This is a genomic window from Amycolatopsis sp. MtRt-6 (genome assembly GCF_017308975.1).
Classification (GTDB): Bacteria; Actinomycetota; Actinomycetes; order Mycobacteriales; family Pseudonocardiaceae; genus Amycolatopsis.
This window is the reverse complement of record NZ_JADWPD010000017.1, coordinates 94,376-108,437: the sequence shown is the minus strand read 5'-3', so window position 1 is coordinate 108,437 and position 14,062 is coordinate 94,376. Positions and strand designations below refer to the sequence as shown.

The 14,062-nt window shown below is 70.7% G+C and carries 13 protein-coding genes; 6 read left to right on the top strand and 7 right to left on the bottom strand.

Going from position 1 to position 14,062, the window contains the following annotated elements:
- Window positions 1-4 precede the first annotated feature (4 nt).
- Window positions 5-1,624, bottom strand: coding sequence for an acyl-CoA synthetase (locus I4Q55_RS27045; protein ID WP_206791509.1), 1,620 nt, complete (start codon window positions 1,622-1,624; stop codon window positions 5-7).
- A 62-nt stretch (window positions 1,625-1,686) separates the two neighbouring features.
- Between I4Q55_RS27045 and I4Q55_RS27040 the strand changes: the two genes are divergently transcribed.
- From I4Q55_RS27040 to I4Q55_RS27025, 4 genes are all read left to right on the top strand, one after another.
- Complete coding sequence (locus tag I4Q55_RS27040) at window positions 1,687-2,475, top strand: crotonase/enoyl-CoA hydratase family protein (RefSeq protein WP_206791507.1); 789 nt, start codon at window positions 1,687-1,689, stop codon at window positions 2,473-2,475.
- 76 nt (window positions 2,476-2,551) lie between these two features.
- Window positions 2,552-3,535 carry a Zn-ribbon domain-containing OB-fold protein gene (locus I4Q55_RS27035; protein WP_206791505.1) on the top strand — a complete coding sequence of 328 codons (984 nt, stop codon included), beginning with the start codon at window positions 2,552-2,554 and terminating at the stop codon, window positions 3,533-3,535.
- 7 nt (window positions 3,536-3,542) lie between these two features.
- Window positions 3,543-4,556, top strand: a complete 1,014-nt coding sequence (locus I4Q55_RS27030) for a thiolase domain-containing protein (protein ID WP_206791503.1) — start codon at window positions 3,543-3,545, stop codon at window positions 4,554-4,556.
- On the top strand, window positions 4,553-5,716 hold the full coding sequence (locus tag I4Q55_RS27025; protein WP_206791501.1) for a thiolase domain-containing protein: 1,164 nt from the start codon (window positions 4,553-4,555) through the stop codon (window positions 5,714-5,716). The genes I4Q55_RS27030 and I4Q55_RS27025 overlap by 4 nt, the downstream gene beginning before the upstream one ends.
- A gap of 87 nt (window positions 5,717-5,803) precedes the next feature.
- Here I4Q55_RS27025 and I4Q55_RS27020 read toward each other — a convergent pair whose 3' ends face one another.
- The 3 genes from I4Q55_RS27020 to I4Q55_RS27010 all read right to left on the bottom strand — a co-directional run bounded on the left by I4Q55_RS27020 (window position 5,804) and on the right by I4Q55_RS27010 (window position 8,964).
- Window positions 5,804-6,826, bottom strand: coding sequence for a YhjD/YihY/BrkB family envelope integrity protein (locus tag I4Q55_RS27020; RefSeq protein ID WP_206791499.1), 1,023 nt, complete (start codon window positions 6,824-6,826; stop codon window positions 5,804-5,806).
- Between the two features lie 50 nt (window positions 6,827-6,876).
- Window positions 6,877-7,668 (bottom strand): transglutaminase family protein, encoded by a 792-nt coding sequence (locus I4Q55_RS27015; protein WP_206791497.1) that lies wholly within the window; start codon window positions 7,666-7,668, stop codon window positions 6,877-6,879.
- Between the two features lie 69 nt (window positions 7,669-7,737).
- Entirely contained in the window at window positions 7,738-8,964 is a 1,227-nt protein-coding gene (locus tag I4Q55_RS27010) for a cytochrome P450 (RefSeq protein ID WP_206791495.1), read from the bottom strand.
- A 231-nt stretch (window positions 8,965-9,195) separates the two neighbouring features.
- On the opposite strand from I4Q55_RS27010, the gene I4Q55_RS27005 reads away from it, so the two are divergent.
- Window positions 9,196-10,353, top strand: a complete 1,158-nt coding sequence (locus I4Q55_RS27005) for a steroid 3-ketoacyl-CoA thiolase (protein ID WP_206791493.1) — start codon at window positions 9,196-9,198, stop codon at window positions 10,351-10,353.
- 60 nt (window positions 10,354-10,413) lie between these two features.
- On the top strand, window positions 10,414-11,211 hold the full coding sequence (locus I4Q55_RS27000; RefSeq protein WP_206791490.1) for an alpha/beta fold hydrolase: 798 nt from the start codon (window positions 10,414-10,416) through the stop codon (window positions 11,209-11,211).
- 37 nt (window positions 11,212-11,248) lie between these two features.
- Here I4Q55_RS27000 and I4Q55_RS26995 read toward each other — a convergent pair whose 3' ends face one another.
- From I4Q55_RS26995 to I4Q55_RS26985, 3 genes are read right to left on the bottom strand one after another with little or no spacing between them, the layout of a single operon-like run.
- Complete coding sequence (locus I4Q55_RS26995) at window positions 11,249-12,451, bottom strand: amidohydrolase family protein (RefSeq protein WP_206791488.1); 1,203 nt, start codon at window positions 12,449-12,451, stop codon at window positions 11,249-11,251.
- Window positions 12,448-13,863 (bottom strand): sodium:solute symporter, encoded by a 1,416-nt coding sequence (locus tag I4Q55_RS26990; RefSeq protein ID WP_206791486.1) that lies wholly within the window; start codon window positions 13,861-13,863, stop codon window positions 12,448-12,450. The genes I4Q55_RS26995 and I4Q55_RS26990 overlap by 4 nt, the downstream gene beginning before the upstream one ends.
- The gene (locus I4Q55_RS26985; protein ID WP_242546860.1) at window positions 13,860-14,060 is read right to left on the bottom strand and encodes a hypothetical protein; all 201 of its coding nucleotides are present in this window, start codon (window positions 14,058-14,060) and stop codon (window positions 13,860-13,862) included. The genes I4Q55_RS26990 and I4Q55_RS26985 overlap by 4 nt, the downstream gene beginning before the upstream one ends.
- Window positions 14,061-14,062: the final 2 nt, after the last annotated feature.

Genomic DNA, 14,062 nt, shown 5'->3' with positions numbered 1-14,062 from the left:
CTCCTCAGACGGGCTGGGCCGTGGCCGGTTCGTGCTCGGCGGCGTAGCGCTGGGCCCACGGGTAGTCCGGCTTGCCGCTGGGCGACCGGCCGATCTCGCCGGCCAGCCAGATCGTGCGCGGCACCTTGTACCCGGCGATCTCGCCGCGGACGTGCTCTTCGAGCGCGTCGAGGTTCGTCTCGGCGCCCTCGCGGAGCTGGACGACGGCGGCGACGCGCTGGCCGAGCCGCTCGTCCGGGACGCCGATGACGAGCGCGTCGAAGACGTCGGGGTGCGACTTGAGCGCCCCTTCGACCTCCTCCGGGTAGACCTTCTCGCCGCCGGTGTTGACGCACTGCGAGCCGCGGCCGAGCAGCGTGACGGTGCCGTCCTCCTCGTAGCGGGCGTAGTCGCCCGGCACGACGTAGCGGACGCCGTCGACCTCGACGAAGATCTTCTTGCTCTTCTCGGGATCGTTGTAGTAGCCGAGCGGGACGTGCCCGCGGCGGCCGATCAGCCCGGTCGCGCCCGGCTTCTTCTCGACGATGTTGCCGTCTTCGTCGAGCAGGACGGCGTCCTGGCCGAAGTTCACCCGCGGGCCGGCGCTGTGGTCGGCGCCCTTGGCCACCGCGCCGATCCCGGTGAAGCCGCTCTCCGACGCGCCGATCGCGTCGGTGACCAGCGCGTGGGGCGGCACGAGCTCGACGAACTGCTGTTTCACCGACTGCGAGAACAGCGCGGCGTGGCTCGACACCGCGACGATCGACGAAGCGTCGTAGCCACCCTCGTAATAGGCCTCGATGAGCGGCCGGGCCATCGCGTCACCGACGATCGTGAGGACCTGGACCTTGTGCTTCTGCACGGCCTTCCAGATCTCGTGCGGGTCGAAGCGCGGCACGAAGATCACCGGGCTGCCGGTGAACAGCGCGCCGAACGCGGCCCACTGCGCGGCGCCGTGGATCAGGGGCGCGCAGGGCAGCCGGCTCAGGCTCCCGGCCTTGCCCTGCTCGGCGAGCGTCCACTCGTCCGGGACGTACTCGCCGGTGACGAAGTTGATCCCGCCGCCGAGCGCGCGCCAGACGTCCTCCTGCCGCCAGAGCACGCCCTTCGGGTAGCCCGTGGTGCCGCCGGTGTAGAGGATGTAGAGGTCGTCGCCGGAGCGCTCGCCGAAATCGCGCTCGGGGGACTGCCCGGCGAGCGCCGTTTCGTAGTCGACGCCGCCGTAGCGCTCGTAGTCGCCTTCTTCGCCGTCGTCGATCACGACAACGTGTTTCAGTTTCGGCGCTTCGGGCAGCGCCGCGGCAACCTTGTCGGCGTAGCTGCGCTGGTGCACGAGCGCGACGATCTCGGCGTCGTTGAAGAGGTAGACGAGTTCGCCGTGCACGTACCGGTAGTTGACGTTGACGGCGATCGCGCGCAGCTTGTACGCCGCGATCATCGCCTCCAAGGCCTCGATCGAGTTGCGGGAGTAGACCCCGATGTGGGATCCGCGTCCCACGCCGTGTGCGGCGAGGTGGTGGGCGAGCCGGTTGGCCCGCGCCTCCAGTTCGGCGAAGGTGACTTGCCGGTCACCGCACACGACCGCGACGCGCTCCGGCACGGCGTCGACGGCGTGCTCCAGAAGATCCGCGATGTTGAGTGCCACGCCCTCAAAGTAGAACATGTTATCGTTCCGGGCAATGGCACTGCTCCTTCAGGAGGTCTTCCGTGGGTGAACCGCACGCGCTGGTGACACAGGAGGGGCAGACCCTCGTCGTCACGATGAACCGGCCCGAGGCGCGCAACGCGATCACCGGCGAGATGATGTCGATCATGGTCGAGGCCTGGGACCGGGTGGATTCCGACGACTCGATCCGCAGCTGCGTCCTCACCGGCGCGGGCGGCGCGTTCTGCGCGGGCGCGGACCTGAAGTCGATGTCCCGCAATTCGCCGTCGGAGTCGTTCGCGTCGGGCAAGTTCGACCCGGCGCGCATCCCCGGGCTGCTGAAGGGCCGCCGCCTCACGAAACCGCTGATCGCGGCGGTCGAAGGCCCGGCGATCGCGGGCGGGACCGAGATCCTCCAGGGCACGGACATCCGGGTGGCGGGCTCTTCGGCGCGCTTCGGGGTGTCGGAGGCGCGCTGGGGACTGTTCCCGATGGGTGGGTCGGCGGTGCGGCTGCCGCGTCAGATCCCGTACACGGTGGCGGCGGACATCCTGCTGACCGGACGTCATCTGTCCGCTTCGGAAGCCCTGGCCATCGGGTTGATCGGGCACGTGGTCCCGGACGGAACGGCGCTGTCGAAGGCCCTGGAGCTGGCCGCGCTGATCAACGCGAACGGGCCACTGGCCGTGCGGGCCATCCTCCGGACGATCCGCGACACCGAGGGATTGCACGAGGAAGAGGCCTTCAAGCTGGACTCGCAGTACGGGATCGAGGTCTTCGCGTCGGAGGATGCCAAGGAGGGGCCGCGGGCGTTCAGCGAGAAGCGGAAGCCGGACTTCAAAGGTCGCTGACTGAGAACGCGTTCCTTTCTTACTGGATCCAGCGCGCGGAGGAATCTTGTCGGCAGAACGAGAACGTGTTTCACTCATGGACGTGACCGAGACACCGCTTGCGGCACCGCTGAACGTCGGCTTCGACTACACCCGCTCGACCGGGCCCGTCCTCGGGCGATTCGTCAACGCGCTGCGTGACCACCGCATCGAAGGCATCCGGGGCAGCGACGGGCGCGTGCACGTCCCGCCGGTCGAGTACGACCCGGTGACCGCCGAGCAGCTCTCCGAGTTCGTCCCGGTCGCCACCGAAGGCACGGTCGTCTCGTGGTCGTGGTGCCCCGAACCCCTCGACGGGCAGCCGCTGAGCCGGCCCTTCGCCTGGGCGCTCGTCAGGCTCGACGGCGCCGACACCCCGATGCTGCACGCCGTCGACGCCGGCTCGCCCGAGAACATCCACAGTGGACTGCGGGTGCGCGTGCGGTGGGCCGACGAGGTCGTCGGGCACATCCGCGACATCGCCTACTTCCTGCCCGTGGACGCCGCGGACACCACTCCCACCGAGGCCGCTCCCCCGGTCGCCGAACGCGAGGAAGGCGCGCCGGTCAGCGTCGTCATCACGCCGGTGCACCTCAAGTACCTGCACTCGGCGTCGCCCGAGGAGAGCACCTACCTGCGCGGGCTCGCCGAGGGCAAGATGATCGGCCAGCGCTGCCCCGCCTGCGGGAAGGTCTACATCCCGCCGCGTGGCGCGTGCCCGACCGACGGCGTGCCGACCACCGAAGAGGTCGAGCTGCCCGACACCGGCATCGTCACCACGTTCTGCATCGTCAACGTCCCGTTCCTCGGCCAGCGGCTCAAGCCGCCGTACGTCGCCGCCTACATCCTGCTCGACGGCGCCGACATCGCCTTCCTCCACCTCGTGCTGGGCTGCGCCGCCGAAGAGGTCAGGATGGGCATGCGCGTGCGCGCCGCGTGGAAGCCGCGCGATCAGTGGTGGACGTCGCTGGAGAACATCAGCCACTTCGAGCCGACCGGCGAGCCGGACGCGGCTTACGAAACCTTCGCCCACCACCTGTGAGGTCCTGATGCCAGACGTCGCGATCGCGGGCTTCGCGAAGGCCCCCAACGTCCGCGAAACACCGGGTACCACCAACGGCGTGGAGATGCTCGTCCCGATCTTCGCCGAGGTCTTCAAGCAGACCGGCCTGTCCAAACAGGACATCGGGTTCTGGTGCTCCGGCTCGTCGGACTACCTGGCCGGCCGCGCGTTCTCCTTCATCGCCGCCGTCGACGCGATCGGCGCGTTCCCGCCGATCCACGAATCGCACGTCGAGATGGACGCCGCCTGGGCACTGTACGAGGCCTGGCTGAAGATCAAGATGGGCGAGGTCGAGACCGCGCTCGTCTACGGCTTCGGCAAGTCCAGCGCCGGGCAGCTGCGCCGGGTGCTCGCCCTGCAGCTCGACCCGTACGTCGTCACGCCGCTGTGGCCGGACTCGATCTCCATCGCCGGGATCCAGGCACGCCTGGGCCTGGAGGCCGGGATCTGGTCCGAAAAGGACCTCGCCGAGGTCGCCGCCCGCGGGACGGGCAAGGACGTCGCGGACCTGCTCGACACACCGTACTACGCCGATCCGTTGCGCCGGCACGACATCGCGCCGATCACCGACGGCGCCGCCGTCATCGTCCTGTCCACTGTGGAACGGGCGAGGGCGATCGTCGATCGGCCGGCGGTGATCACTGGCATCGAGCATCGCGTCGACTCCCCCGTGCTGGGTGCGCGAGACCTGACGCGAAGCCCGTCCACCGAGGCGGCTGCCAAGGCGCTGGACCTCGACGGCGTCGACCTCGCCGAGCTGCACGCGCCCTTCACGCACCAGGAGCTCATCCTGCGGACCGCGCTCGGGCTCGGCGACGGCGTGCAGATCAACCCCTCCGGCGGGGCGCTGGCCGCCAACCCGATGTTCTCCGCCGGGCTCGCGCGGATCGGCGAAGCGGCGATCCGCATCCACCGCGGCGAATCCCGCAAGGCCGTGGCGCACGCGACGAGCGGCCCAGCCCTGCAACAGAACCTGGTGACCGTGCTGGAGGCCCGATGACCAAGCAGCTCACCGCCGTGCTCGGCACCGGCCAGACGCACCACCGCGCCAAGCGGCAGGACGTCTCGATGCCGGGCCTGCTGCGCGAGGCGATCGACCGCGCGATGACCGACGCCCAGGTGGAGTGGGCCGACATCGACGCCGTCGTGCTGGGCAAGGCGCCGGACCTGTTCGAGGGCGTGATGATGCCCGAGCTGTTCCTCGCCGACTCCCTCGGCGCGACCGGGAAGCCGCTGCTGCGCGTGCACACCGCCGGCTCGGTCGGCGGATCGACCGCGCTGGTGGCGGCGTCGCTCATCCAGGCGGGCGTGCACCGCCGGGTGCTGACCGTGGCGTACGAGAAGCAGTCCGAGTCGAACGCGATGTGGGGCCTGTCGATCCTGCCGCCGTTCCAGATGCCGGTCGGCGCCGGCGCGGGCGGCTACTTCGCGCCGCACGTGCGGTCCTACATCCGCCGCTCGGGCGCGCCCGAGCACGTCGGCGCGATCGTCGCGGCGAAGGACCGGCGCAACGGCGCGTTGAATCCGTTCGCGCACCTGCGGCAGCCGGACATCACCGTCGAGTCGGTGCGGGCGTCGCAGATGCTGTGGGACCCGATCCGCTACGACGAGACGTGCCCGTCGTCCGACGGCGCGTGCGCGATGGTGCTCGGCGACGAGGCCGCCGGGGACGCCGTCGAGGGCGGCGCGGCCTGGATCCACGCGACGGCGATGCGCACCGAGCCGACCACGTTCGCCGGCCGCGACCAGGTGAACCCCCGGGCCGGGCGTGAAGCCGCGGCCGCGCTGTGGGCCGAGGCGGGGATCACCGACCCGATGTCCGAAGTGGACGTCGCGGAGATCTACGTGCCGTTCTCGTGGTTCGAGCCGATGTGGCTGGAGAACCTGGGCTTCGCGCCCGAAGGCGAAGGCTGGAAAGTCACCGAGAAGGGCGAGACGGCGATCGGCGGCCGGCTGCCGTGCAACCCGTCCGGCGGAGTGCTGTCGTCGAACCCGATCGGCGCGTCGGGCATGCTGCGCTTCTCCGAGGCGGCGAAGCAGGTCATGGGCCGGGCCGGCGACTACCAGGTGGACGGCGCCCGCCGCGCGCTCGGCCACGCCTACGGCGGCGGCTCCCAGTACTTCTCGATGTGGCTGGTGGGTTCGGAGAAGCCCGCCTGACAAGCGCCCCAAGGCCACATTGGGTGCGTTCAACGCACCGAAGGCCGCCTTGGGTGCGTTCAACGCACCGAAGGCCACATTGGGGCGCTAGTGGCGGGAGCGGCGGCGCCAGCGGAGGGCGAGCAGGGTCCCGAGCACGCCGGTGACCACGCCGACCGTGGCGGGCACCGCCAGCGGCGGGTCCACCACGACCACCGGCTTCAGCACCACCGGGGCGGGCGGCTGGACCGGCTTCGGTGGCGCGTCCGAGCCGGTCGCCGTCCACGCCGTGACGTAGACGAGCAGCCGGGCGACGAGCGAGATGAAGAAGATGAGACCGATGATCGAGCCGAACGCGATCCCGGTCGGCGAGTCGCCGATGAGCCGGAGGTAGAACCCGCCGGCCAGCTTCAGCACCTCGAACCCGACAGCCATCGCCACCGCGCCGCGGACCGCGCTGCGCACGCCGACCTTCTGCCGCGGCAGCCGGGTGAGCACCCAGAGGAACACCAGCCAGTCGGCGGCCAGCGACAGCGGCACCGACGACGCCGACACGAGCTGGTGCCCCCAGCTCGTGTCGTCGAGGCCGGCGAGCCGGAGCAGGTAGCTGCCGAGCGCGGTGCCGGAGATGGTGAGCGTGAACGACACGAGCAGCGCCGCGCTCAGGCCGAGCAGCGCGAGCAGGTCGACGAGGATCAGCCGCAGCAGCGGCTGGTCCGAGCGGTTCTGCCCCCACAGCGCCGTCAGCGAGTCCCGCACCGCGTTCATCCAGTTCCAGCCGGAGTACAGGCCGATGGCCAGGCCGACCACGCCGACGCTGGTCCGCTGTTCGACGAAGCCGGTGAGCAGTTCGGTGGCCTTGTCCCCGAGGCCGCCGGGCAGCGTGCTGACGATCGCGTGCACCAGTGTGTCGAGCAGGTGCGGCTGGGTGGCCAGCACGAACCCGGCGACCGACGAGGCGACCATCAGCAGCGGCACCAGCGACAGCAGGCTGAAGTAGGTGATCGAGGCGACGTAGTGGTAGCCGCCGGACTCGATGTAGCGGTTGGTCGCGCGGGCGATGTGGTCCAGCCACCGGTACCGGGCTCGTGCCCGGGCCCAGGGGCTCGGCGCCTTGGGGGAACTCTTCACGAAGACTGTCTACCCAGCCGGGGCCGTCTTGGCGCGGGCAACACGCGGGGTCAACCCAGAACGACCAGCCCGGACCCGTCGTCGGCGGGCAGCGCGGCGTCCGTCGTCGCGAACACGGTGCTGCCGAGGAAGTCGAGTTCGCCGCCGAGCGTGGCGAGGAAGGCGGTGTCGGCGGCGTCGCGGCCGGTGGAGATCCGCAGCATGGTCTGCCGCGGCGCGAGGCGGGTGGCGTCGAAGACGTACCAGTGGCCGTCGACCGCGGCTTCGAAGACGGCGTGGAAGTCCATCGGCGCGAGCCCGGGCGCGTAGACGCCGACGTAGCGCGCGGGGATGTCGAGGAAGCGGCAGAGCGTGATGCAGACGTGCGCGAAGTCACGGCAGACGCCCTCACCGGCCAGGAGGGTGTCGATCGCGTCGTCGGTCGGCCGGCTCGCACCGACCACATAGGACAGTCTGTTGTGGACGTGCCGGACGATGGCCTCGACTTGCTTGCCGGCGTTCTTGAGCTTCACGATTTCCGGCGGGACCAGCCCGGCGACGCGGTCGGACGGGCAGTACCGGCTCGGCCGGGTGAACACGGCGACGTCGGTGAGTGTGACGGGCTCGGGCTCGGGTTCGCCCAGCACGCGTTCGGCGTGGTAGGTGACGCGGTGCTCGCCGGTGGGCAGGTCGAAGACCTCGGCCCGGGTGCCGTGCGCGAACTCGGCGAGTTCGCTGACCCCGTGCCAGGAGACGGTCAGTTCCTCGGTGTCGGCGTGCGCCGCGGCGACCGCGATCGCCGCGGGCCCGGGCCGGGTGACGCGGATGGCGAACTCGACGTCCACGGTCGCTCGCACTGCCATCGGGTCATGATGTCACCCCGGCCGGGCCACGGCCCGCCGGATGGCGGCGCCGCGGCCCGGCCGCGGCGGTCAGGCGTAGTTCACCGGGTAGTGCTTGATGCCGTTCAGCCAGCTCGACCGCAGCCGCACCGGCGGCGCCGCCTCGGTGATGTTCGGCATCACGTCGGCGATCGCGTTGAAGATCAGGTCGATCTCCAGGCGGGCCAGGTTGGCGCCGATGCAGTAGTGCGACCCCGTGCCGCCGAAGCCGACGTGCGGGTTGTCCTCGCGGAGGATGTCGAACTTCTCCGGGTCCTCGAAGACTTCGTGGTCGAAGTTGGCCGAGCTGTAGAACATGCCGACGCGGTCGCCCTTGCGGATCTGCGCGCCGCCCAGCTCGGTGTCACGGGTGGCCGTGCGCTGGAACGCGACGATCGGGCTGGCCCAGCGGACGATCTCGTCGGGCGCGGTCTTCGGCCGCTGCTCCTTGAACAGCGCCCACTGATCCGGGTGGTCCAGGAACGCCTTCATGCCGTGGGTGATGGCGTTGCGCGTGGTCTCGTTGCCGGCGACGGCGAGCAGGATGACGAAGAAGCCGAACTCGTCCGAGCCCAGCGATTCGCCGTCGACGTCGGCCTGGACGAGCTTGGTGGCGATGTCGTCCATCGGGCACTTGCGCCGGTCCTCGGCCATGTTCCAGGCGTACCCCACGAGCTGGGCGGACGCTTCCAGCGGCGCGACCTCGTACTCGGGGTCGTCGTAGGCGACCATCTGGTTGGACCAGTCGAAGATCTTGAGCCGGTCGTCCTGCGGGATGCCGATCAGCTCGGCGATCGCCTGCAGCGGCAGCTCGCACGCGACGTCGGTGACGAAGTCGCCCGACCCCTTCTTGCGCGCTTCGTAGACGATCCGCTCGGCGCGGTCGCGCAGCGTGTCCTCGAGCTTCGAGATGGACCGCGGGGTGAAGCCCTTCGACACGATCCGCCGCAGCTTCGTGTGCTGGGGGGCGTCCATGTTGAGCAGCACCAGGCGGTTCGCCTCGAGGTTGTCCTCGGTCATGTTCTCGTCGAAGCGGATGATGGCGGTCTTTTCGCGCGACGAGTACAGCGTGCTGTCGCGGGAGACCTCCTTGACGTCCGCGTGGCGCGAGACGACCCAGTACCCGTCGTCGCGGTAGCCGGCGGTGTTGTGCTTCTGGGGGTTCCACCACACCGGGGCGGTCCGCCGCAGCTCGGCGAACTCGGCGACGGGAAGTCGCTCTGCCAACAGATCGGGATCGGTGAAGTCGAACCCGGCGGGGATGAGCGGAGCGGCCACGTTGCCTCCCACGGTTCGGCTTGTAACACGTTCTAGGTTGGATTGAAGCATACGGTGTTAACCAAGGGAAGACCGTAAGTGAAACCCGTTTACTTAACCGATGAGGCCAGGTGAGCGTGCGCTCACCACGGAAAGATCAAGAAGGGGTCGAGCCTGCGCAGACTTGCCATAAACGATAACTTGTTCTAGTTTTTGAGGCAGTGAACAGTGTTTCCCGACGAAAGGGACGACATGGGCGTGCCGGTCATCGTCGAAGCCGTGCGGACCCCGATCGGCAAGCGGAACGGGCTGCTGGCCGGCCTGCACGCGGCCGAGCTGCTGGGCGCCGCGCAGCTCGCCCTGCTGGACCGCGCCGGGATCGACCCGGCCCTCGTCGAACAGCTCATCGGCGGCTGCGTCACGCAGGCCGGTGAGCAGTCGAACAACGTCACGCGCACGGCGTGGCTGCACGCGGGCCTGCCCGAGACGGCGGGCGCGACGACGATCGACGCCCAGTGCGGCTCGGCGCAGCAGGCCACCCACCTGATCGCCGGCCTGATCGCCGCGGGCGCCATCGAGGCCGGCGTCGCGTGCGGGGTCGAGGCGATGAGCCGGGTCCCGCTGGGCACGAACCGCGCCGGTGCGTCGCCGCGGCCGTCGTCGTGGTCGATCGACCTGCCCAACCAGTACGGCGCGGCCGAGCGGATCGCGGTCCGCCGCGGGCTGACCCGCGAGGACGTCGACAGTTTCGGCGCGGCCTCCCAGCAGAAGGCGGCGGCCGCCTGGGAAGCCGGCCACTTCGACCGCGAGGTGGTGCCGGTGAAGGCGCCTGTCCTTTCCGCGGACGGTGCGCCGACCGGCGAGACCCGGCTGGTCACCCGCGACCAGGGCCTGCGCGAGACGACGGTCGAAGGCCTCGCCCGGCTCAAGCCGGTGGTCGAGGACGGCATCCACACGGCGGGCACGTCGTCCCAGATCTCCGACGGCGCGGCGGCCCTGCTCCTGCTGGACGCCGACCGCGCGCAGGCGCTGGGCCTGCGTCCGCGCGCCCGGATCGTCGCCCAGGCACTGGTCGGCGCCGAGCCGTACTACCACCTGGACGGCCCGATCCGCGCGACGGAACGGGTGCTGTCCCGGGCCGGGATGACGGTGGGTGACGTGGATCTGTTCGAGGTCAACGAGGCGTTCGCGTCGGTCGCGTTGTCGTGGCAGCAGGTGGTTGCGCCGGACCCGTCCCGGGTCAACGTCAACGGCGGCGCGATCGCCCTCGGCCACCCGGTGGGCAGCACGGGCGCCCGCCTGCTGACGACGGCGTTGCACGAGCTGGAGCGCCGCGACGCCACGACGGCACTGGTGACGATGTGCGCGGGCGGCGCACTGGCCACGGCGTCGATCATCGAGCGGCTCTAGCAGTCCGACGGGGCCGACCACCACGCGGTCGGGTGAACAGGTTGTGCTTCACTTCGAGGCATGATCTCGGAAAGCCGTTGCCCGGTGGAGGACGGCGAGCTCCTCGTCCGCCGCGGCGGCGAGGGCCCGGCCCTGCTGCTGATCGCCGGAGGCACCGGATCGGGTGACTCCTACCGCGCGCTCGCGAAGCAGCTGTACGCGGAGTACACCGTGATCACCTACGACCGCCGCGGGCACTTCGGCAGCACGGACACGACGACGGGCCCGGTCCCGGTGGCCCGGCAGGCCGACGACGCGCTGGCGGTCCTCGACCACGCGGCCGACGGCCCGGCGCAGGTGTTCGGCTCCAGCGCGGGCGCGCTGATCGGCCTCGACCTCGTCGCCCGGTACCCGGACCGCGTGACGACGCTGGTCGCGCACGAACCCCCGGCGGTCCACCTGATGCCGGACGCGGGCGGCTGGCTCGAAGCGGCGGCGGAACAGGTCCGGCTGGCCCGGTCGGGTGAGCTGATGGCGGCGGTGACGCGCTTCGCGGACGCCATCGCCGGCGCGGCCCTGCCGGACCTGCCGAACATCCGCCTCCCCCACGAAGCCGACTGGATCCGGCTGTTCGACCGCGAGCTGACGGAGTTCTTCGACTACCTGCCGGACCTGCGGGCGCTGCGCAAGGCGAGCACGGAGATCTTCCCGGTGGCGGGCGAGGGCAGCCGCGGCCGCTACCACTACCAGCCGGCGAAGATCCTGGCCCTGGAGCTGGGATTGCCGTTCACCGAGATGCCGGGGGCGCACCTGGCGCCGCAGCGCAACCCGGCGAAGTTCGCCGCGGCGCTGACGGACCTGCTGAACCCGGAGCCCTGACGGACGACACGCGTGATCGGGCGGACGACACTCCCGATCAGACGACCCGGATGCCGTCCTTCCAGACCTCCCGGATGTTCGACGCCAGCGCCGGGAAGTCGTACGGGTCCCCGGCCACCAGCACGAGGTCCGCGCGCAGGCCCGGTTCGATCCGGCCCAGCTCGCCGTCCAGGCCCATCAGCCGCGCCGCCGAGGACGTCGTCGCCTCCAGGACGTCGCCCGGTGTCATGCCGCACGCCGCCATCAGGGCCAGCTCCTCCAGGTTCGTCCCGTGCGGGCCCACCCCGCTGTCCGTGCCCATCGCGATCCGGACCCCCGCCGCATACGCGCGGCGCAGGGAATCCCGGTGCGCCTCCACCACTTCGCGGGCCTTCGCCACCACCGCCGCCGGGAGGTCGACGCCCGCGTCCGCCGCGCGGACCACGTTCACCGGCGCGATCAGCGTCGGGACCAGCCAGGTTCCGTGGCCGAGCATCAGCTCGATCGCCTCGTCGTCGAGGTAGATGCCGTGCTCGATCGAGCGCGCGCCCGCGCGGACCGCGTTCTTGATGCCCGCCGCGCCCTGGGCGTGCGCCATCACCGGGCGGCCCTGCATGGCCGCCTCCGTCACCAGGACGTCCAGTTCCTCCGGGGTGAACTGCGAGTGCCGGGGGTCGTCGCGCGGGGACAGCACGCCGCCGGTCGTGCACACCTTGAGCACGTCGGCGCCCGCGCGCAGCAACGTCCGGGCCACCCGGCGCATCTCGTCGGGGCCGTTGACCGTCGTCTCCGGCCGGCCCGGGTGCGGGACCATCAGCGGCACGCACAGCCCCGACGGGTGCCACGCGTCGCCGTGGCCGCCGGTCGGGCTGATCAGGCCGATGGAGATCTGCAGCCGCGGCCCCGGGATCAGGCCGTCGTCCACCGCCTGCTTGATGCCGAGGTCGGCGCCCGCCGCGTCGCGGACCGTCGTGATGCCCAGGCCCAGCGTCGCCCACAGGTTCCGCGCGGCCTCGTAGAACTGGTAGGAGAACGGCTTTTGCACCCGCGACAGCAGCCCGATGTCGGACACCGTCACGTGCACGTGGCAGTCGAACAGCCCGGGCAGCAGCACCGTGCCGGCGCAGTCGACGCCCTCGTCGCCGTCGAGGTCCGTCCCGACGTCGACGATCCGGCCGTGCTCGACGACGACGTCGGCCGGTGCCGGGTCCGCGCCGGTGCCGTCGAACACCGAGCCGCCGGTGAACACCGTGCGCGTCACGCCGCCTCCACGAGAGCAGTCCGTCGCGGCGCCACCACCGCGGCCAGCGCGAGCACGACGACGTTCACGCCGAGCCCGGCCAGGCCGACGTTGACCGTGCCCACGAGGTGTTTGTCCACAAAGGTCAGCCAGATCACCACGAGCTCGCCGGCGACCAGCCCGGCCAGCACCGGGCCCTTGCCGACCGGCACCCGCCGCAGGAAGCCCAGCAGGTTCGCCGGGGCCAGCTGGACCGACCCCGAATAGGTCAGCAGCAGCAGGTTGGCCAGCAGGTCCGGCCGGAAGATCCCGAGCACGAGGGCAAGAGTACTCGCGAGCACAACCGTGCCGTGGTTGATCCAGAACTGCCGGCGGCCGCTGCGGACGCGCACGATGTTGCGCGCCACCAGCGACGAGATGCCGATCAGGATCCCGGCCGCCGGCACCATCGCGGTGGCCGTCGCGGCGACCACGACGATGCCGGTCACCCAGCCGGGCAAGGCGTCCTTCGACAGCGACAGCAATACGCCGTTCGGATCACTCCCCTTCGGCACCACGAGGATCGCCGCGAAGCCGATCACCATCGGCAACAGCAGGCTCAGCTCGTACACCGGCATCCAGGCGTAGTTGCGGCGCAGCACCTTCGGGTCGCGCGCCGACACCAGCGCCGGCCACGAGTGCGGCAGCGTCATCAGCCCGACGCCGATCGCGCTGACCAGCATGCTCGTCACGAACCAGACGTGGTCGTTGGCTCCACTGTGGACGATCAGCTTTTCCGGGTGCAGCTGTTCGATCTTGTGGAAAACGCCCGAGACGCCGCCCGCGAAGTGCGTCGGCACGGCGATGATCAGCACCACGAGCGCGACCAGCATGATGCCGTCCTTGAAGTAGGACGTCGCCGCGACGCCGCGCAACCCGGCCCACAGCACGAACGCGACCACCAGCACGCTGCCGGCCACCATGCTGAGCGTCCCGGACGCGCTGTCGCCGGTGACCAGCCGGACGATCAGCCCGAGCCCGGTGATCTGCAGCTGCAGGTAGGGCAGCACGAAGACGACGCCGAGCACCGCGGACAGCGTCCCGAGCGTCCGGCTGCCGTAGCGGTCCTCGAGGAAGTCGCCCTGGGTGAGGTAGCCGCGCTCCTTCCCCATCGTCCACAGGCGTTTCGCGAGGAAGAACAGCACGACGTAGGCGATCGGGACGTACGGCAGCGCGTACATCGCGGCGACGCCGCCGGAGAACGCGAGGCCGGCCATGCCGAGGAAGGTGAAGGTGGTGAACACTTCCCCCGCCTGGAGGAACCACATGGTCACGGCGCCGAAGCGGCGGCCGCCGACGGTCCACTCGGACAGGTCCGCGGCCGGACGGCGACGGCCGACGAAACCCAGGACGCCGATTCCCGCGATGCCCACGAGGGTGAAGGCCAGGATCATTCGTCGTCCTCCCCCGCGGCGCGCATCAGGCGTTCCGAGAGCAGCAGCGCCGGGGTGAACATGAGGCACCAGAAGGCGCCCCACACCATCATCCGCGGCAGGCCGAGCCAGAGCCCGGTGGTGTTGACGAACGGCAGGAACGGCATCAGGACCAGGGCGAGCACGGGCAGCAGCGGGGGCCAGTGGTAGCTGCGCACGG